Annotated in this window: 16 protein-coding genes; 15 read left to right on the forward strand and 1 reads right to left on the reverse strand. The window is 54.1% G+C overall.

What is annotated here, in order from left to right; translation table 11 throughout:
- Positions 1 to 216: 216 nt before the first annotated feature.
- Positions 217 to 2,148, reverse strand: coding sequence for an RNase E specificity factor CsrD (gene csrD, locus ACNT1W_RS24015; protein WP_012147107.1), 1,932 nt, complete (start codon positions 2,146 to 2,148; stop codon positions 217 to 219).
- A 293-nt stretch (positions 2,149 to 2,441) separates the two neighbouring features.
- Here csrD and ACNT1W_RS24020 point away from each other — a divergent pair, with 293 nt between their 5' ends.
- The 15 genes from ACNT1W_RS24020 to ACNT1W_RS24090 all read left to right on the forward strand — a co-directional run bounded on the left by ACNT1W_RS24020 (position 2,442) and on the right by ACNT1W_RS24090 (position 19,715).
- Positions 2,442 to 3,419 (forward strand): MDR family oxidoreductase, encoded by a 978-nt coding sequence (locus ACNT1W_RS24020; RefSeq protein WP_012147108.1) that lies wholly within the window; start codon positions 2,442 to 2,444, stop codon positions 3,417 to 3,419.
- A gap of 122 nt (positions 3,420 to 3,541) precedes the next feature.
- Positions 3,542 to 4,543 carry a protein-methionine-sulfoxide reductase catalytic subunit MsrP gene (msrP, locus tag ACNT1W_RS24025; protein ID WP_012147109.1) on the forward strand — a complete coding sequence of 334 codons (1,002 nt, stop codon included), beginning with the start codon at positions 3,542 to 3,544 and terminating at the stop codon, positions 4,541 to 4,543.
- Positions 4,544 to 5,143 (forward strand): protein-methionine-sulfoxide reductase heme-binding subunit MsrQ, encoded by a 600-nt coding sequence (gene msrQ, locus ACNT1W_RS24030; RefSeq protein ID WP_012147110.1) that lies wholly within the window; start codon positions 4,544 to 4,546, stop codon positions 5,141 to 5,143.
- Positions 5,144 to 5,384: 241 nt separating this feature from the next.
- Positions 5,385 to 5,837 (forward strand): type II 3-dehydroquinate dehydratase, encoded by a 453-nt coding sequence (aroQ, locus tag ACNT1W_RS24035; protein WP_012147111.1) that lies wholly within the window; start codon positions 5,385 to 5,387, stop codon positions 5,835 to 5,837.
- Positions 5,838 to 5,869: 32 nt separating this feature from the next.
- A complete protein-coding gene (accB, locus tag ACNT1W_RS24040; protein ID WP_012147112.1) occupies positions 5,870 to 6,334 on the forward strand; it encodes an acetyl-CoA carboxylase biotin carboxyl carrier protein in 465 nt (154 codons plus the stop codon).
- Between the two features lie 10 nt (positions 6,335 to 6,344).
- Positions 6,345 to 7,694: an acetyl-CoA carboxylase biotin carboxylase subunit gene (accC, locus tag ACNT1W_RS24045; RefSeq protein ID WP_012147113.1), complete on the forward strand. Its 1,350-nt coding sequence runs from the start codon at positions 6,345 to 6,347 to the stop codon at positions 7,692 to 7,694.
- A 140-nt stretch (positions 7,695 to 7,834) separates the two neighbouring features.
- Entirely contained in the window at positions 7,835 to 8,077 is a 243-nt protein-coding gene (locus ACNT1W_RS24050; RefSeq protein ID WP_012147114.1) for a YhdT family protein, read from the forward strand.
- A complete protein-coding gene (panF, locus tag ACNT1W_RS24055) occupies positions 8,067 to 9,512 on the forward strand; it encodes a sodium/pantothenate symporter (RefSeq protein ID WP_012147115.1) in 1,446 nt (481 codons plus the stop codon). Before ACNT1W_RS24050 ends, panF begins: the two co-directional genes overlap by 11 nt.
- 12 nt (positions 9,513 to 9,524) lie before the next feature.
- Positions 9,525 to 10,406, forward strand: coding sequence for a 50S ribosomal protein L11 methyltransferase (prmA, locus tag ACNT1W_RS24060; RefSeq protein WP_017894177.1), 882 nt, complete (start codon positions 9,525 to 9,527; stop codon positions 10,404 to 10,406).
- A gap of 186 nt (positions 10,407 to 10,592) precedes the next feature.
- Entirely contained in the window at positions 10,593 to 11,327 is a 735-nt protein-coding gene (locus ACNT1W_RS24065) for a carbonic anhydrase (RefSeq protein ID WP_419246249.1), read from the forward strand.
- A gap of 386 nt (positions 11,328 to 11,713) precedes the next feature.
- Complete coding sequence (dusB, locus tag ACNT1W_RS24070) at positions 11,714 to 12,679, forward strand: tRNA dihydrouridine synthase DusB (protein ID WP_012147118.1); 966 nt, start codon at positions 11,714 to 11,716, stop codon at positions 12,677 to 12,679.
- 21 nt (positions 12,680 to 12,700) lie between these two features.
- Positions 12,701 to 12,997, forward strand: a complete 297-nt coding sequence (gene fis, locus ACNT1W_RS24075) for a DNA-binding transcriptional regulator Fis (RefSeq protein WP_000462905.1) — start codon at positions 12,701 to 12,703, stop codon at positions 12,995 to 12,997.
- Between the two features lie 356 nt (positions 12,998 to 13,353).
- The gene (gene lpxP / locus ACNT1W_RS24080) at positions 13,354 to 14,274 is read left to right on the forward strand and encodes a kdo(2)-lipid IV(A) palmitoleoyltransferase (RefSeq protein ID WP_112362633.1); all 921 of its coding nucleotides are present in this window, start codon (positions 13,354 to 13,356) and stop codon (positions 14,272 to 14,274) included.
- Between the two features lie 122 nt (positions 14,275 to 14,396).
- Positions 14,397 to 15,092, forward strand: coding sequence for a CTP synthase (locus ACNT1W_RS24085; protein WP_041419072.1), 696 nt, complete (start codon positions 14,397 to 14,399; stop codon positions 15,090 to 15,092).
- A gap of 678 nt (positions 15,093 to 15,770) precedes the next feature.
- The gene (locus tag ACNT1W_RS24090) at positions 15,771 to 19,715 is read left to right on the forward strand and encodes a non-ribosomal peptide synthetase (protein WP_419246250.1); all 3,945 of its coding nucleotides are present in this window, start codon (positions 15,771 to 15,773) and stop codon (positions 19,713 to 19,715) included.
- Positions 19,716 to 19,747 lie beyond the last annotated feature (32 nt).

Below are 19,747 nucleotides of genomic sequence, written 5' to 3' on the forward strand. Positions count from 1 at the left end.
ACGAAACGGCGTAACACAGCTCATAAAATCTAACATATTCCCTGATTGCCGTTGGTGGTAAGCACCTACCAACGCTCCACAGAAAAGGACTGACAAGAGCCTATATCAAATAGGCGTCATTGTCGCAGGCAGTTTGGGGATAACCCCAAAAAGACAGATAAAATAGCCCAGATGAATTGGCGCTCATTCTACGTCAATTTTTGCCCGGCATTCAGGTTAAACACGATAACGACGCGAATATTTTTTACGCCCTGCGTCTATCGGTTCCGGCGACGCGAAAAAGTCACCCTGCCCGCCGAGGATCCCGCGATCTTTCAGCGTCTGCCATTCATTACGCGTCCGCACGCTGGCGGCAAAAACCTGGGTACTGGTCCCTTCGCAGGCACCCGTCAGGCTCTGAACGAACAGCTGATTCTCATCCCGCTTATCAATACTCCGCACCAAACCAGGGTGGAGCTTGACCAGTTCCACCGGTAAGGACTTGATATAGGAGGTACTAACTACGGTTAACCCCGCCTGGGACACGGCCAGACGACACCCCAATCCAGAGAGTAATCTCAACACCGGGCGTAAACGGTCGATATGTTGACACACGTCTGCCTCTGCAAGTTCAATCAGAATTCGCCGACGATGACTTTTTTCACACTGTAACAGGCTATCACGCAGCCAACGCTGGAAAGTGCGTTGCAATAATGAATCTACGGACAGCGTAAATGCCAGCGTTTCTTCAGGCCACAGCGCCAGTAAAGGAAGAATGCGACTCAAATGCTGGCGGTCGTAACTTTCCGCCAGCCCCAACTGCTGCACCAACGGCATATATTCAGATGGCAGCAGTTCCTGGGTCCCATCGTATATCCGGCTCATGATCTCCCGGTGATGAACTTCCCCCTCCACCGTCACTGCCGGTTTCTGGTACAACCGTGGCCCGCCCCGTGCCAGAACCTGTTCCAACAGAGTGCGCCATTTGACGCTGCCGCGCCCTTTTTCCGGCACCTGGCTGTCGTAGACATACCAGCCGTTTTCCCCCTGCAGCGTCGCGTGGCGCGTGGCCTGCTCTGCATGATCAATCACCTGTTCGGTACTTTGTCCGCTGCGGTAGGCCACAATACCGATATGCAAAAACGCCTCGCGATCGATAAGCGCCGTAGAAGGCAGGGCGTCAATGGCATGAACCAACTGAGAGGCAATGCCGTCCGCCTCTTTCAGCGTGCGATGCGGCAACAGAACGGTGAAATCGCTGTGGAAATAGCGCGCCAGCAACGCCGCCGGGTAGCGCATCACGAAGGTCGACAACAGATTGACCAGCGAATACATCAGTTCTTGCACCGCACTGTTGCCGTGGGTTTCCCGCAGCGTGTCGAAATCCGGTAATCGCACCATCATGACAATGCCGTGCGAACCTTCCTCTTCCAGTTGGGTGGTCAGTTGGTTATCAAAGAACAATCGGTTGTTCAGCCCGGTTTTGGCGTCCTGAGCGGCAAAGGCGCGGATCAGCGTATCGACCCGGCTACGCTCCTCGCGCGCTTCCGCCAGATCCGCCAGCAGGCGATCGAGTGCTCCGCTGACGTTTGCCGGCCATTCGCGCACGTCGCCCTGCATCACGCTCTCTCGTTCGCCATTAAGAATACGGCGTGCACGGCGTTCAAGCCGGTCCTCCCCGTCGGCCTGATCGCGTAACCAACGCAAACTGAGCAGCAAGATAACCACCATCACGACGATCGACAAAGTGACAGCCGCAGTGGATTGCAATGAACGCACGTCGCTGGCGAAAGGGTCAATATAGGTAATGCGTAGCGAAGCGCCGGGATGCTGCATCAACGGCAGGGAAACCTGCCGGTAGCCGTTGAGCGACTCCCAGGGCTGCTTTACCGTTGGCAGATGATAAGAAAGAAGATTGCTGTGGCTGGTATCCACGCTGACGGCCACGATACCGAGCGGACGCATCACCAGCGGTAACCATTGTTCCTGTTCCTGTGGAGATTCACGCAGCATCGCCTGATCGAGCGAGGTCATCAGCGAATTGAAGCGGCGATCCAGCCTCTCCTGAGTGACGTAAAAGTAACTGTATGAGCAGCCCATCAGCATCAAAAACATCGCCAGAGCAACAAGCAGGGTGATCAATGCAGAGAGCTTGGTGGTAAATCGCATCCCTGTGCCTTGTCCGTTATGGTTACGTGAATTATCACCTTTGGTCGTATAAAGGCCCCGAATCCGCTCAAAAGAATCCAACACAATACCCTGATTTTTAATTAGTCACTGGCGTATCCTTGACGATCATCGCCGGCAGTTCATGCCGCCAAACTACCAAGCATCATCAACGAAGAAAACCTTCAATCACCCTTTTTTGTCTTTTATCAGGACATAAATTTCTTATATGCATATAGTCAATTAAATCGGATCCAGCCATCCATGACAAAATTGCAAACAAGAGGAAGAGTGACATGCGTGCACTGTTATTGGAACAACAAGACGATCAAACTCTGGCTCGCGTCAAAGATATCAACAGTGACCAACTGCCCGACGGCGATGTCACGGTAGACGTTAATTGGTCCAGCATTAACTATAAAGACGCGTTGGCGATCACCGGCAAAGGCAAAATCGTGCGTAACTTCCCGATGGTGCCAGGCATCGACTTCGCCGGTACCGTGCGCCAAAGCCGCGACGATCGTTTTAAAGAAGGCCAAAGCGTGGTGCTTACCGGCTGGGGCGTGGGTGAAAACCACTGGGGCGGCCTGGCTGAGCAGGCGCGTGTCTCCGGGGAATGGTTGGTGCCGTTGCCAAACGGATTGGATGAACGTAAAGCGATGATCCTCGGTACCGCCGGCTTTACCGCCATGCTGTGCGTGATGGCGCTGGAAGAAGGCGGCGTACATCCGGATGACGGCGACATTTTGGTTACGGGTGCCAGCGGTGGCGTCGGCAGCACGGCGGTCGCTATTCTGGCGGCACTGGGTTATCACGTCACGGCCATCAGCGGCCGTGAAAGCAATACCGACTACCTCAAAGCGCTCGGCGCCAAAGAAGTCCTGTCGCGTGACGGCTATCTCGAAGCTCCGCGCCCGCTGGAAAAGCAACTGTGGGCCGGTGCGGTGGATACCGTCGGCGACACTATGCTGGCGCGGGTTTTGGCGCAAATGAACTATAACGGCACGGTCGCCGCCTGTGGCCTGGCCGGTGGTTATCACCTGCCGACCACGGTGATGCCATTTATTTTGCGCAATGTTCGTTTGCAAGGGGTCGACTCGGTGCACACCCCGTTGCATCGCCGTCAAACCGCCTGGGAGCGCCTGGCCGGTATCCTGCCGGACAGCTTCTACCAGCAAGCCACCCAGGAAATCACGCTGGAGCAGGCACCGGCCACGGCTGCCGCACTGTTAGACAACAAAGTTACCGGTCGCACCCTGGTAAAAATCCGCTGAGTCTGACGGCCCCCCCGCAACGGGGGCCTATCCCGTCTGCGAAATTTCATATTTTCCCTCCGCCTCTCGCATAAGGCCTGGTTTCACGCCATGCTTACACCATAAATTGCGGAGAAAATACCATGAGCAAACAACGAAAACTCACTGAGGCCGATGTCACGCCAGAGAGCGTATTTTATCAGCGCCGCAAAGTGTTGCAGGCGTTGGGCATTACCGCCGCATCGCTGGCCCTGCCGCATAATGCGCAGGCCGATTTGCTGTCATGGTTTAAGGGTAACGATCGGCCCAAGGCACCGCCGGGTAAACCGCTGGAGTTCAGCAAACCTGCCGCCTGGCAGGCCCAGTTGGATTTGACGCCCGAAGATAAAGTCACCGGCTACAACAACTTCTACGAATTCGGTCTGGACAAGGCCGATCCGGCAGCCAATGCCGGCGGCTTGAAAACCGAAGGTTGGCAGGTACGCATCGACGGTGAAGTCGCCAAACCGATCACGCTGGACATAGATGATTTAATCAAACGCTTCCCGCTGGAACAGCGCATCTATCGCATGCGCTGCGTTGAAGCCTGGTCAATGGTGGTGCCGTGGATTGGCTTTGAATTGGGTAAACTGATCAAATTCGCGGAACCCAACAGCAACGCACGCTACGTCGCTTTCCAGACGTTGTACGACCCGGAACAGATGCCCGGCCAGAAAGACCGCTTTATCGGCGGCGGGTTGAAGTATCCCTATGTCGAAGGGCTGCGTCTCGACGAGGCGATGAACCCGCTGGCACTGCTGACCGTCGGCGTGTACGGCAAAACGCTGCCGCCGCAAAATGGCGCGCCGCTGCGCTTGATCACCCCATGGAAATACGGTTTTAAGGGGATAAAGTCGATCGTCCATATCCGCCTGGTGCGCGATCAGCCGCCGACCACCTGGAATCAGTCGGCGCCGAATGAATACGGCTTCTACGCCAACGTGAATCCGCACGTCGATCATCCCCGCTGGTCGCAGGCCACCGAGCGTTTTATCGGTTCCGGCGGCATTCTGGACGTTAAACGCCAACCCACCCTGCTGTTTAATGGCTATGCGGAACAGGTCGCATCGCTGTACCGTGGCCTGGATCTACGGGAGAATTTCTAAGTGCGTTTGACTCCAACCCATATCAAAGGGATCAAGGTTGCCATTTATCTGGCGGCATTTTTGCCCTTTCTCTGGCTGGTGCTGTCGGTGGATCAGGGCTGGTTCAGCGCCGATCCGGCCAAGGATATCCAGCATTTTACCGGCAGGATGACGCTGAAACTGTTGCTGGCAACCTTGATGATCGCCCCACTGGCACGCTATACCCGCCAGCCTCTGTTGATCCGTTGCCGCCGCCTGGTGGGCCTGTGGTGTTTTGCCTGGGGGACGCTGCATCTGATAAGCTATTCGACGCTTGAATTGGGACTGAGCAATATTGGCCTGTTGGGGCGTGAACTGGTCACCCGCCCTTACCTGACGCTCGGCATCATCAGCTGGCTGATCCTGCTGGCGCTGGCGGCAACCTCAACGCTGTGGGCCATGCGCAAACTGGGGGCCAAATGGCAGACGTTGCATAATCTGGTGTACCTGGTGGCGATCCTGGCACCGATTCACTACCTGTGGTCGGTCAAAACCTTTTCGCCACAGCCCTTCATTTATGCCCTGCTGGCCGTCGTGCTGCTGGCACTACGCTACAAGAAATTCCGTAATTGGTGGCGTTAAAAGGCGGAACTTTTCTGTGTTCTACCCCTCATAATGCGATAACACCCTCATCAGTTTGCAGGTTTTGGGTTGAATATCTTCGCTGATAAGACCAGTATTTAGCTGCGAATTGCTACGATATCGTTATAATGCCCGACCTTGTTTCTGTTCTCAGGGTGAATTTTCCCCTTAACAGGTGACAAATCGGTGACATCGGGTTATTTTCTACGATGATGGTTTTATTGCCGGAGATACCAGCACAATGGCGGATAAGTTTCACATTTTGCTTCTGAACGGCCCCAATCTGAATCTGCTGGGGACGCGTGAGCCGGAGAAGTACGGCAGCACGACGCTAACAGAGATTGTTAACGGATTGGAAAACCAGGCATCCGCACTGGATATTACCCTGAGCCATCTGCAGTCTAACGCTGAACATGCGCTTATCGACTGCATACATCAGGCACGCGGCAACACAGATTTTATTCTGATCAACCCTGCCGCGTTCACGCATACCAGCGTGGCGCTGCGCGATGCATTGCTGGCGGTGCAGATCCCGTTTATCGAGATCCACCTCTCCAACGTGCATGCCCGAGAGCCTTTCCGCCATCACTCCTACCTTTCCGATATTGCGGTGGGTGTGATTTGCGGCCTCGGCGCAGATGGCTACACATTTGCTTTACAGGCAGCGGTTAACCGTCTGTCGAAAACCCACTAATTGCTACGCAAAAAGAGTACGGAATCACACTCATGGATATTCGTAAAATCAAGAAACTGATCGAACTGGTTGAAGAATCAGGTATTTCTGAACTGGAAATCTCTGAAGGCGAAGAGTCAGTTCGCATCAGCCGTGCCGCCCCGGCACAGGCTTACCCAATGATGCCGCAGGCATACGCAATGCCGGCACAGCCGCAGCCAGCACTGGCTACTGCCGTTGCTGCCGCGCCAGCCGAAACCCCTGCAGCACCAGCGGCCATGAGTGGCCACATCGTCCGTTCTCCAATGGTCGGCACCTTCTACCGCACGCCAAGCCCGGATGCGAAAGCCTTCATCGAAATTGGCCAGAAAGTGAATGCCGGCGACACGCTGTGCATCGTTGAAGCCATGAAAATGATGAACCAGATCGAAGCGGATAAATCCGGCGTGGTGAAAGCCATTCTGGTAGAGAACGGCCAACCGGTAGAATTTGACGAGCCACTGGTCGTCATCGAATAACGAGGCGAACATGCTTGATAAAATTGTTATCGCCAACCGTGGCGAGATCGCGCTTCGTATCCTGCGTGCTTGTAAAGAGCTGGGTATCAAAACCGTTGCCGTGCATTCCACAGCAGATCGCGATCTGAAACACGTGCTGCTGGCTGACGAGACCGTGTGTATCGGTCCTGCGCCATCGGTAAAAAGCTATCTGAATATCCCGGCCATCATCTCTGCAGCGGAAATCACCGGCGCAGTGGCGATTCACCCGGGCTACGGCTTCTTGTCTGAGAACGCCGACTTCGCCGAGCAGATCGAACGTTCCGGCTTTATCTTCATCGGCCCGAAAGCCGAAACCATCCGCCTGATGGGCGATAAGGTTTCTGCCATCAACGCCATGAAGAAAGCAGGCGTGCCTTGCGTACCAGGCTCTGATGGCCCGCTGACCGACGACATGGATAAAAACCGTGCCTTCGCCAAGCGCATCGGCTACCCGGTAATCATCAAGGCATCTGGCGGCGGCGGCGGCCGTGGCATGCGCGTTGTGCGCAGCGACAAAGACCTCGAACAATCCATTTCCATGACCAAAGCTGAAGCCAAAGCGGCTTTCAACAATGACATGGTTTACATGGAAAAATACCTGGAAAACCCACGCCATATCGAAATTCAGATTTTGGCAGACGGCCAGGGTAACGCCATTTATCTGGCCGAGCGCGACTGCTCCATGCAGCGTCGCCACCAGAAAGTGGTTGAAGAGGCTCCGGCACCAGGCATCACCAGCGAAATGCGCCGTTACATCGGCGAGCGCTGCTCGAAAGCCTGTGTTGAGATCGGCTACCGCGGTGCGGGTACTTTCGAGTTCCTGTACGAAAACGGCGAGTTCTATTTCATCGAAATGAACACCCGTATTCAGGTTGAACACCCGGTTACCGAAATGATCACCGGCGTGGATCTGATCAAAGAGCAGCTGCGTATCGCTGCCGGTCAGCCGCTGTCGATCAAACAGGATGAAGTGAAGGTTCACGGCCATGCGGTGGAATGCCGTATCAACGCCGAAGATCCAAACACCTTCCTGCCAAGCCCAGGCAAGATCACCCGTTTCCATGCGCCAGGCGGTTTCGGCGTGCGTTGGGAATCTCATATTTACGCCGGTTATACCGTACCGCCGTACTATGATTCCATGATCGGCAAACTGATCACTTACGGTGAAAACCGTGACGTGGCAATTGCCCGCATGAAGAACGCCCTGGCTGAGCTGATCATCGATGGCATCAAAACCAACGTTGAACTGCAGCAGCGGATCATGAGCGACGAAAACTTCCAGCACGGTGGCACCAACATCCACTATCTGGAGAAGAAGCTCGGTCTGCAGGAAACCTAAGGCAGGCAATCCACCTCGCCTGACAGAAGGCCGGTTAATCACCGGCCTTTTTCTTTTGTAACGGCTTGGCAAAAGCCGGCCTTGCCGTAGAATTCCTTACCTTTGGCAAAACCATCACCGTAAACCTATGGGGAACACTGATGGAAACACGCTTTATTCAAGCCCACCGCGAAGCACGATGGGCGCTCGGTCTGACGCTGCTGTATCTGCTGGCCTGGTCGCTGGCGGCCTACCTGCCGGACAGTGAATCTGGTATTACCGGCCTGCCGCACTGGTTCGAAATGGCCTGCTTATTGGTACCACTGCTGTTTATCGGCCTGTGTTGGCTGATGGTACGCGGCATATTCCGTGATATTTCACTGGAGGACGGCGATGCAAACTGAAGTTATTTTGCCGCTGGTTGCCTATCTGCTGCTGGTATTTGGGCTGTCGGTTTACGCTTACAGCCGCCGTCAGACAGGTAATTTCCTCAGCGAATATTTCCTGGGTAGCCGATCGATGGGTGGCTTTGTGCTGGCGATGACGCTGACCGCAACCTATATCAGCGCCAGTTCGTTTATCGGTGGCCCCGGCGCCGCCTATAAATATGGCCTTGGTTGGGTGTTGTTGGCGATGATCCAACTGCCCGCCGTATGGTTATCGCTCGGTGTGCTGGGCAAGAAATTCGCCATTCTGGCGCGCCGCTACAACGCCATCACCTTAAACGACATGCTGTACGGTCGCTATCAAAGCCGCCTGTTGGTCTGGTTGGCCAGTCTCAGTTTGTTGGTGGCGTTCCTGGGGGCCATGACGGTGCAGTTTATCGGCGGCGCACGCCTGCTGGAAACCGCTGCCGGCATCCCTTACGACACCGGCCTGCTGATCTTTGGCGTCAGCATCGCGCTGTATACCGCCTTTGGCGGCTTTCGTGCCAGCGTGCTGAACGATGCCATGCAGGGTCTGGTAATGTTGATCGGCACCGTGCTGTTGCTGGTGGCGGTGATCCACGCCGCTGGCGGCCTGCACAGCGCGGTGGACAAACTCCACCAAATTGACCCGGCGCTGGTGTCCCCCCAGGGCGGTGAACAGATCCTCAGCCTGCCGTTTATGGCCTCGTTTTGGATCCTGGTGTGCTTTGGCGTGATAGGCCTGCCGCATACTGCGGTGCGCTGCATCTCTTACAAAGACAGCAAAGCGGTACACCGCGGTATCATCCTCGGTACCATGGTAGTGGCAGTGCTGATGTTCGGTATGCATCTGGCCGGTGCGCTGGGCCGCGCGGTGTTGCCGGATCTGAAGATCCCCGATCAGGTGATCCCGACGTTGATGATCACTGTGCTGCCGCCGTATGCTGCCGGCATCTTCCTGGCAGCACCGATGGCGGCCATCATGTCGACCATTAATGCCCAACTGCTGCAGTCTTCCGCCACTATTATTAAAGACCTCTACCTTGGCGTACGGCCGCAGCAGATGCAGAACGAACGCTTGATCAAACGCTTTTCCAGCCTGACCACCTTGATCCTCGGGCTTTTGGTGCTGCTGGCGGCATGGCGACCGCCGGAAATGATCATCTGGCTAAACCTGCTGGCGTTCGGCGGCCTGGAGGCGGTATTCCTGTGGCCGCTGGTGCTGGGCCTGTACTGGGAGCGCGCCAACGCACAGGGAGCGCTTAGCTCAATGGTGACGGGTGCGGTATGCTATACGCTATTGGCCAGCTTTAATCTGCAACTGGCGGGGCTGCACCCTATCGTGCCTTCGCTGCTGCTTAGCCTGCTGGCATTTTATATCGGTAACCTCGTCGGCGAAAAACGCCGGACGGCGTCATCATTACCCTCTTAAAAGAGAATTGTTATGCCTTGGATCCAACTCAAACTGAACACCACCGGCAGCCAGGCAGAAGACCTGAGCGACGCGCTGGTTGAAAGCGGCGCAGTATCGGTGACCTTTCAGGACACTCACGACAATCCAGTGTTCGAACCGCTGCCGGGCGAAACCCTGCTGTGGGGCGATACCGATGTGATCGGACTGTACGACGCTGAAACCGATATGGCCGAAGTGGTGGCAATGCTGGAACAGCATCCACTGCTGGGCGCCGGTTTCCGCCACAAGATTGAACAGCTGGAAGACAAAGACTGGGAGCGCGAGTGGATGGACAACTTCCACCCGATGCGTTTCGGCCAGCGTCTGTGGATCTGCCCAAGCTGGCGTGACGTGCCCGATCCGGATGCGGTTAACGTGATGCTCGACCCGGGCCTGGCGTTCGGTACCGGCACCCACCCGACGACGGCGCTGTGTTTGCAGTGGCTCGATGGTCTGGATCTGGCCGGTAAGACCATTATCGACTTCGGTTGTGGTTCCGGCATTCTGGCGATTGCCGCACTGAAGCTCGGTGCAGCGCGCGCTATCGGCATCGATATCGATCCCCAGGCCATTCAGGCCAGTCGCGACAACGCGCAGCGTAACGGCGTTTCAGAGCGTCTGGAGCTGTATCTGCCAAAAGATCAGCCTGCCGAACTGCTGGCCGATGTGGTCGTTGCCAACATTCTGGCCGGTCCATTGCGTGAGCTGGCACCGCTGATTGGCTGCCTGCCGAAGTCCGGCGGCCATCTGGGCCTGTCCGGCGTGCTGGCCACCCAGGCAGCGAGCGTGGCGCAAGCCTATGAGGATAAATTCACGCTCGACCCGGTAGCAGAACGCGAAGAATGGTGCCGCATTACCGGTCAACGCAAGTAATCATATTTTTATTCCGATAAAAACCACAGATAACTTAACAAGTTACGGTGGTTTTTTTTCGCCCCAAGATTTCACTGATTTATCCTGATAAAAAGCAGGCGTATTCTGCTGCAGGCGCGATCGCAGCCGATTTTTTTAGCCGCTGCCCGCCAAAGACTATTAACGATTTTTCAATAAGGATTGGCAATGAAAGGGAAATTATTACTCGCCGCTTTACTGATCGCCGGCTTTTCGGCCAACGCCACAGAGCAAGCCCATTGGGGCTATGAAGGTCAGGAAGATCCGGCACACTGGGGAAAACTCTCTCCGGACTTTTCGCTGTGCGAAACCGGCAAGAACCAGTCACCGGTTAATGTTAAAGGTGCTCTGAAAACCCAGCACGACAAGCTGAAACTGACTTTCCAACCAGGCAAACAGCAGATCGTCAATAACGGCCATACCGTGCAGGTAAACGTCAGCGGCGGCAATACCCTGGTGCTGGATAACGACACTTTCACGCTGCAACAATTTCACTTCCACGCCCCGAGCGAAAACGAAATTGACGGCAAGCAATTTCCCCTTGAGGCGCACTTTGTCTATAAAGACCAACAGGGTGCACTGGCAGTCCTGGCATTGATGTTCCAGCAAGGCAAAGCCAACCCGCAGCTGGCGCAGGCCTGGCGGCAGATGCCGACCGCCGTCGATCAGACCGCGGTGCTGACCACGCCGCTGGATATCAAGGCGCTGCTCCCTCAAAACTTTAACTTCTATCGGTTCAGCGGCTCGTTAACCACGCCCCCTTGTTCCGAAGGGGTAAGCTGGATGGTGCTGGATAAGCCTGTCAGCGCCTCTGCCGAGCAGATCGCTCAATTCCGCGCCGTGGTACAGCATGCGAACAATCGTCCGCTACAGGCGCTGAATGGCCGCGTAATCATCGACTAAGGCTGTCGGAATAACTTCACCGCCGGTTTGATCCCCGGCGGTGAACAAATGCGTTTTTAATCGAAACCTTCACCACGCGATTTCAGCGTAATTGTGCCCCTTCTCAACGCAATACCCTGACAAATGGCCTATATCGCTGCCGATATCCAGCTGAATCGAGACTCAATACAGATAAAATTCTGTTGTGTTGGGAATATTTTATCGAGCATTAATTGACCAAATTTCGTCAACTCATTGTTAAATATATATAATATTTTTATAGATCCTGACGAGGTGCATTTTTATTGCCGAATAGCGCCTGATTGGTCAAAGTTTGGCCTTTCATCTCAACGCAAAAATGCGTAATATACGCGCCCTTGCGGACACAGTATGGTTACTCTTTGTCTATGCGCATTGGACACCACCAGCTTACAAATTGCTTGATTGCGGCCCCGATGGCCGGCATTACAGATCGCCCATTTAGAGCCCTATGTCATGCAATGGGTGCTGGGATGGCTGTATCCGAAATGCTCTCCTCCAATCCGGAGGTGTGGCGGACGGATAAGTCGCGTCTGCGTATGGTCCATAGCGATGAACCAGGGATCCGTTCCGTGCAGATTGCCGGATGCGATCCGGATGATATGGCCGCCGCGGCACGTATTAACGTGGCTGGTGGCGCACAGATCATCGACATCAATATGGGGTGCCCGGCCAAGAAAGTGAACCGGAAGCTTGCAGGGTCTGCATTGCTGCAGTACCCGGATCTGGTTAAACAGATCCTCCACGCGGTAGTTAACGCTGTGGATGTGCCGGTAACACTTAAGATCCGTACCGGCTGGGAACCCGAACACCGTAACTGTGTAGAGATTGCCCAACTGGCCGAAGACTGTGGTATACAGGCCCTGACTATTCATGGCCGAACCCGCGCCTGCCTGTTCAACGGCAACGCGGAGTACGACAGCATTCGGGCAGTTAAGCAGAGTGTTTCCATTCCGATTATCGCGAATGGCGACATTACTGACCCGCATAAAGCCAGAGCAGTGCTCGACTACACTGGGGCTGATGCCCTGATGATAGGCCGCGCTGCTCAGGGGAGACCCTGGATCTTCCGGGAAATCCAGCATTATCTGGACACTGGGGAACTGCTGCCCCCTCCGCCACTTGGCGAGGTTAAGCGTTTGTTGATAGGGCATATTCGGGAATTGCACGGCTTTTACGGCCAAGGCAAGGGATTCCGGATTGCTCGTAAGCACGTATCCTGGTATCTCCAGGAGCACGCCCCGAATGACCAGTTTCGGCGCACATTCAACGCCATAGAGGATGCCAGCGAACAGCTGGAGGCGTTGGAGGCATATTTCGAAAATCTTGCGTAACAAAAAAGAGCTGACAGAACTATGTTCGAACAACGCGTAAATTCTGACGTACTGACCGTTTCTACCGTGAACTCACAGGACCAAGTGACTCAAAAGCCTCTGCGTGACTCGGTGAAACAAGCACTGAAGAACTATTTTGCTCAACTGAATGGTCAAGACGTTAACGATCTGTATGAGCTGGTATTGGCTGAAGTTGAACAGCCACTGTTGGACATGGTGATGCAATACACCCGTGGCAACCAGACCCGTGCAGCCCTGATGATGGGCATCAACCGCGGTACGCTGCGTAAGAAATTGAAAAAATACGGCATGAACTGATACTAGTCAGTTGGCATGTTGAAAAGGCGCAACCTCGCAAGAGGCGGCGCCTTTTTCTTCTTTGATGCTTTATCAAATTCAGGTCAATGCGAATGAGAATATTCGCATGCCACTCCTGCTTATCAGGTCGTATTGTGTGTTACAATATACATTCCTGGAGCCGCCTTCGCGGGCCTGTAGCCCTCCCTCCGAAGCCTGATAGCAGCGCGAACCGCCCCTCGAGTGTAAAGATTTGGTCAATTATGGAATCTGGCTAAACAATAGTGATGTCTGGGTGTCTGAGTGGTCGTATCGCAATTAAGTGGATCCTTGTGCGTTACAGGTTGCTGCCCCTTTTAATGCATAAATGAGTTCATATGAAGCGTCCGCAAAAATTCAAAATGGCCCTGCTACATCCTCGCTACTGGTTTACCTGGTTCGGGCTGGGCTGTCTGTTCTTACTGGTTCAACTCCCCTATCCGGTGCTGCACAAGCTCGGTATATGGATGGGCCGTACCTCGATGCGCTTCCTGAAACGCCGCGTTTCCATTACTCGCCGTAACCTGGAACTTTGCTTCCCGGACATGGACGTGGAACAGCGCGAACACAAAGTGACAGGTAACTTCGAATCCCTCGGCATGGGCCTGCTGGAAACCGGTATGGCCTGGTTCTGGTCAGATAAGCGCGTTAAGCGCTGGTTCAACGTTTCCGGCATCAATCACCTGAAAGCGGCACAGCAAAACCAACGCGGCGTACTGGTAATTGGCGTGCATTTTATGTCGCTGGAGCTGGGTGGTCGTGCCATGGGGCTGTGCCAGCCGATGATGGCGATGTACCGTCCACACAACAATAAAGCGATGGAATGGGCACAAACCAAAGGGCGTATGCGTTCCAACAAGGCCATGCTGGATCGCAAAGACCTGCGCGGTATGGTGCAGGCTCTTAAGCGCGGCGAAGCCGTATGGTTCGCTCCGGATCAAGACTACGGCCCACGCGGCAGCGTATTCGCCCCGTTGTTCGCCGTCGATCAGGCCGCTACCACCAGCGGGACCTATATGCTGGCACGCATGGCCAAGCCGGCGCTGGTACCGGTGGTTCTGATTCGTCGCGAGAAAGGCCGTGGTTATGATCTGCTGATCCAACCGGCACTGGAAAATTACCCTATCAGCGACGAAATCGCCGCCGCGGCTTACATGAATAAAGTGGTTGAGAAAGAGATCATGCGCGCTCCAGAGCAGTATATGTGGCTGCATCGTCGCTTCAAAACCCGGCCGGCCGGTACCCCTTCGCTGTACTGAGCCCAACCCCAAACCAAGCCCGGCCAACGCCGGGCTTTTTTGTGCGCCGTGTTTAAAAAACTGCGGATTGGCGATCGGCTTTACTGTAATCTCCTTTTTTACCCGCACAGGAAAAGGAAATGATGAAAGCTCAAGTTCGCATTGCTCTGGTCGGTGATTACAAACCCGAGGCCGTTTCTCACCAGGCCATCCCCATTGCTCTCCAGCTTACCGCCACACACCTTAACGTCGATATCCAATCCCACTGGCTGCCCACAGAAACCATTACCGCCCCTTCGGTACTGCAAGGCTATGATGCGATCTGGGTGGTGCCCGGCAGCCCGTATAATCATGACGACGGTGCCTTTATGGCCATCCGCCATGCGCGTGAGCAAAACATCCCCTTCCTCGGCTCCTGCGGCGGCTTCCAGTATGCGATTGTGGAATACGCGCGCAACGTTATGGGTTGGCACGACGCCGGACACGCAGAAACCGACACTGGCGGCAGGCTGGTGATTGCTCCGCTGAGCTGTTCGCTGGTCGAAAAAAACGGCGCTATTATTTTCCAACCCAATACGCTGGCTGCCCGTGTCTACGGCAAGCTGGAAACGCACGAAGGTTACCACTGCAACTTCGGCGTTAATCCGGAATTTGTCACCGATCTACAGCAGCACCCGCTGATTATCAGCGGCCACGACAGCGAAGGTGACGTGCGGTCAATCGAGTTGCCGGGGCACCGTTTTTACGCCGCCACGCTGTTCCAGTCTGAACGCGCTGCGTTACGCAACGAGCTTTCTCCACTGGTTGTGGAGCTGATCAAGACCGCCGCAACTCTCTGACAGCGGCGGATGATGGGGGCCATGCCGGTATGGCCCTATTATTAATAATGACATTGAACCCGGCCGCAGCGAATTGACTTATTATACGCACACAGAATTCATTCAAATTTAATTTAAATGTCACCATGGAATCACATTCAAAATAACAAACCACGATAAGTTAACTCAAAAATAAAATAAGTGGATAAAATTATTGTTTATTACTAAATAATATATCATTAGGATCCCTGTAGATTTGCGTTATGTTCCCGACAGCTGATTGTCCTCCGACAAGTTTGAAGAATTGCCGTTGAGGTGAAATATGGCTACACATTCCGAGATAAATACCAACTGCATCCCTGTGATAAACCGCAGACGAAACAACACCATAACCCATTAAAAATAATCAATTAAAATAAAAATCACCTTAAAGAAAAGTCCTTCCAGGAAGGGCTTCAGTGTTGCATGCCCAACCACAAGATCCTATTTTTCATCTCCTGATGAATGACATTTTAAAAAATACATACCAAGCAAAAAATTCAAAAAGAAATGAATAAAATAAACATAATTGCATCGGATCGTTAAAAATATTTAATGTGAAATTGGGCTAATTCACCATCACCTTTTATAATGTTCGAGTACTTACCGACTGCGCACCTATTTAAGTCGATTCTTTCATATATTTATGGAGGTGGTTCCGTGTCTGCTTATTCTCTCACGACGGTACAACAGGCCGTATGGCTTGATCAAAGCTTAAACCCTGATATTCCACTTTATAATGTCGGATGCTTATGGCGTGTAGAACGGGAAATTTCATTCCCTCTGTTTAAACAAGCCATCCAATACGTACAGCAACAGCACGATGCATTGCAGACCGCCCTACAGGAAACGCCGCAAGGTGTCACTCAGAGGTCGCTGCCTCAAAAATCCATTGAGCTTCACTACCACGACTTTTCGCAGCAGGAAGATGCCACCAGCCAGGCGCATCACCACCTGCGGGAAATGTTTATCCAGCCTTATCAACTGTATGAAGATCTGCTTTGGCGCTGCCATTTAACCAAGATCGACGACTCCACGACATTATGGTTATTGGCTTCACACCACCTGATTGCGGACGGTACATCGATCTCGTTACTAAGCCGTATGATCATGGATCGCTATAAGCAATTAAAAGCGGGAGAAACAGGTGATGCCGGCTACTCGCGCTACGGTGATTTTGTGGCTAGCGACCAGGCCTACCTCCAGTCATCCCGCTACCAGCGCGACCGCGACTGGTGGCTCGAACGTTTCGCAGCAGCGCCACCCTCCGTTTTGGAACGGCGACAAAATTACACCGAGCAACAAACCTACCCCAGCAACCAAATCATCAAGCGCTTACCACGACAACGTTTCCTGCAATTAGAGCAATATGCAGCCCATCACGGCGGTTCGGCAATGCATTTTATGGTGGCTCTGCTGGCCTGTTGGTTCGCGCGGATTTGGCAGGTGGACAACGTCACCCTGGGTGTCCCGGTACATAACCGCAGCACCAGCGATCATAAGCAGACGCTGGGCATGTTCTCCTCGATGATCCCGCTCAATATCAATGTCGACTTGCAGCAACCCTTTGCCCACCTGCTACATCAAGTGGGCAGTGAGTTGCGCAAATGCTATCGCCACCAGCGCTTCCCCATCGCCGACCTAAACCGCCAACTGAACCTGCATCAACAAGGGCGACGCCAGCTTTTTGATATCAGTTTTTCGCTGGAGGTTTTCCCGACCGACATTGAGCTGGAAGGAAGCCAATTCAAGGTCGAGAACATGCATCATGGCTATGAGCAACTGCCATTGGGCATTTACCTTCGTCACTATCATCCGGGTGATGATCCAGTGCTGGAGTTCAACCTCAACCAGGCCTGGTTTAGCCAGCAGGACGGTGAGCGCATGGCCAATCGCATCGTACAGATGCTCGATAATCTGTTGGAGGGCGATGCCAGTTTACCTCTGGGGCAACTGCCGCTGTTGCTGCCCGTTGAGCAGCAACATATTTTCCACGAATGGAATGACACGCAACAGTCCTGGGACATGCCACAGGGGATCCATCAATTTTTAGAACAACAGGTTTTGCGTACGCCAAACGCCCCTGCTCTTTGCTACGAGCAGCAACAAATCAGCTATTTGCAATTGAATCACCAGGCCAACCAATTTGCCGGTTTTCTGCGCCAGCAAGGGATACAGCCTGATGATCGCATCGCAGTTTGCGTCAACCGTAGTCCGGAAATGGTGATCGCCCTGTATGCCATTTTGAAATCAGGTGCGGCCTATGTGCCGATCGACCCCGACTATCCGCAAGATCGTATGCGGCATATGCTGCATGATTGCGGCGCAAAATACGTATTGGTCGACGAGGCCGGTGAGCAGGCATTGCATCCGATCCATGACATCGTTATTCCACGCCTGCACCTCCAGCACGATAGTCATCTGTGGCAACAGGAACCCAAGGATAATCTTGCGCCACTGGCTGGCGACCCGCAACGCAGCCTGGCTTATGTGATTTATACCTCAGGGTCGACAGGCAAACCCAAAGGGGTGATGAATGAACATCGGGGAGTCATCAACCGCCTGCTCTGGATGCAGCAAGCCTATCCTCTGGCCCACGACGACGTGGTGCTGCAAAAAACGCCGTTCAGCTTCGATGTTTCGGTCTGGGAATTCTTTTGGCCGTTGATGGTGGGTGCCCGCCTGGCGATTGCCAAACCCGGTGGCCATCAAGATCCCGATTATCTTGGTGCCTGCATTGCCCAGCATCAGGTCACTACCCTGCATTTTGTTCCTTCGATGCTGCAATTATTTTTACGCCATGGTGAAATGGCGCACTGCGCCTCCTTACGCCGCATCATTTGCAGCGGCGAAGCCTTGCCTTTGGCCACGGTACAGCGTTGTCTGCAGCAGTTGCCACATGCGGAGCTACACAATCTTTATGGCCCGACAGAAGCCGCAGTGGATGTCTCCAGTTGGCAATGCCAGCCTGACGATGAGCGAGCGCTGGTGCCGATCGGCAAACCAATCGCCAATACGCAGCTCCATATTTTGGATGCTCAGTTACAACCGCTACCGCCTGGGGTTGCTGGCGAGCTGCATATTGGCGGTATTCAGGTCGCCCGTGGCTACCTGAATCGTCCCGAGTTAAACGCCGAGCGCTTTATTGTCGATCCATTCAGCATCGACACCCTGGCCCGTTTGTATAAAACCGGCGACCTTGCCCGCTGGCTACCGGATGGCAACATCGAATATCTGGGCAGAAATGATTTCCAGGTCAAGATCCATGGGGTCCGCATTGAGCTGGGTGAAATCGAGCAACATCTGCGACAGTGTGAAGGCGTTGAAGACGCCGCAATACTGGCACGAGAAGATGAAAACGGCGGGAAACGCCTGGTAGCCTATGTGGTTGCGCCAGACGAAAACGTGCGTTCAGCGCAGTGGCGCCGTCAATTGCAACAGCATTTGCCGGATTTTATGGTGCCTTCCAGCTTTATCAGACTGAAGGCCTTGCCACTTTCCCCCAACGGCAAGCTGGACCGCAAGGCTTTGCCCTCCCCCGCACCGGCTACTCAGGTTTCGCGGCAGCATCAGGCTCCGCAGACGGCGCAGGAGCAGTTGCTTGCGGCCTTGTGGAGCGAATTGCTCGGTGTCACGCAGATTGGTCTGGATGATGATTTCTTTGAACTCGGTGGCCATTCACTGCATGCCATCCAACTGTTGGTCAAACTGAAGCGCCGTGGTTATCCGGTGGTGATAAAAACCTTGTTTGCTCACCCCACGCTGCGCTCTCAGGCCTGTGCGCTGACCGCAGAAAAAGTAGCTGATGCCGCAGCCCCGCCAGTGGCTGCACCCTTGCAGCAGTTATTAGCCCGCCTCAATCACACCAATTTTACCTTTAAGCAGGTACTGCGTCTGAACAAAAGCGTCGCTGCCGATGATATCTGGATGGTTCACCCTGCAGTCACCGGTTGCGAAATTTATCGCGATCTGGCCAGTTCACTGGAGGGGGACTTTAACGTTTTTGGCATTAACAATTACAACCTGTTTATCCACCCGCACATCACGTCATTACGCGAGTTGGCGTCACATTATCTCGACCATATGAAGCTGTCGCCTGCCCGCCCGGTACGCCTGCTGGGTTGGTCGCTCGGGGGCCTGATTGCCCTTGAAATGGCGGCACAGCTTGAAAACCGGGGTTTTCGTGACATCCAGGTCTTCTTGCTGGACACCTTTTATCAAACTGCCTTCCAAATTCGCAGCGAGCCAGGTCTGCTGGCGGCAATGCTGGTGATGTTGGGCATTGAGGGTGAGGCCGCCGACAGGGCGTTACGGGCGGAGCCGACTGAGTTATCCCTGAACAAGGAAACTCTCAGCGAGCCGTTACTGTACGCGCAGGTCACGCTATTTAAAGCCACGGAGGATGTGAATTTGAGTATGACCGAACAAGGGGATGGGCAAGAACTGCTGGCAATTGCCGACAACGGACTGTCATCGATTTGCCATCATTTGCAGATCCAATCTTTGGCCTGTAACCATCACTCGATTATTTTCAGCCATGATGACATCGGCCGTGTGTTACGCGCATCATCAAGAACGCCGGCCATTTCGAGCGGTATTCGCTGAGTTTACCCTGTCTGCGGCGCTCGTTGCCGCAG

The organism is Serratia sp. NFX21 (assembly GCF_048517035.1).
Taxonomy (GTDB): domain Bacteria; phylum Pseudomonadota; class Gammaproteobacteria; order Enterobacterales; family Enterobacteriaceae; genus Serratia; species Serratia quinivorans.

Bases quoted from the DNA above. Each gene is read 5' to 3' on its own strand.
- lpxP (WP_112362633.1), top strand. From the start codon at position 13,354: ATGAAGCGTCCGCAAAAATTCAAAATGGCCCTGCTACATCCTCGCTAC.
- fis (WP_000462905.1), top strand. From the start codon at position 12,701: ATGTTCGAACAACGCGTAAATTCTGACGTACTGACCGTTTCTACCGTG.
- ACNT1W_RS24050 (WP_012147114.1), top strand. From the start codon at position 7,835: ATGGAAACACGCTTTATTCAAGCCCACCGCGAAGCACGATGGGCGCTC.
- ACNT1W_RS24065 (WP_419246249.1), top strand. From the start codon at position 10,593: ATGAAAGGGAAATTATTACTCGCCGCTTTACTGATCGCCGGCTTTTCG.
- aroQ (WP_012147111.1), top strand. From the start codon at position 5,385: ATGGCGGATAAGTTTCACATTTTGCTTCTGAACGGCCCCAATCTGAAT.
- dusB (WP_012147118.1), top strand. From the start codon at position 11,714: ATGCGCATTGGACACCACCAGCTTACAAATTGCTTGATTGCGGCCCCG.
- accC (WP_012147113.1), top strand. From the start codon at position 6,345: ATGCTTGATAAAATTGTTATCGCCAACCGTGGCGAGATCGCGCTTCGT.
- prmA (WP_017894177.1), top strand. From the start codon at position 9,525: ATGCCTTGGATCCAACTCAAACTGAACACCACCGGCAGCCAGGCAGAA.
- accB (WP_012147112.1), top strand. From the start codon at position 5,870: ATGGATATTCGTAAAATCAAGAAACTGATCGAACTGGTTGAAGAATCA.
- msrP (WP_012147109.1), top strand. From the start codon at position 3,542: ATGAGCAAACAACGAAAACTCACTGAGGCCGATGTCACGCCAGAGAGC.
- ACNT1W_RS24020 (WP_012147108.1), top strand. From the start codon at position 2,442: ATGCGTGCACTGTTATTGGAACAACAAGACGATCAAACTCTGGCTCGC.
- panF (WP_012147115.1), top strand. From the start codon at position 8,067: ATGCAAACTGAAGTTATTTTGCCGCTGGTTGCCTATCTGCTGCTGGTA.
- ACNT1W_RS24085 (WP_041419072.1), top strand. From the start codon at position 14,397: ATGAAAGCTCAAGTTCGCATTGCTCTGGTCGGTGATTACAAACCCGAG.
- csrD (WP_012147107.1), bottom strand. From the start codon at position 2,148: ATGCGATTTACCACCAAGCTCTCTGCATTGATCACCCTGCTTGTTGCT.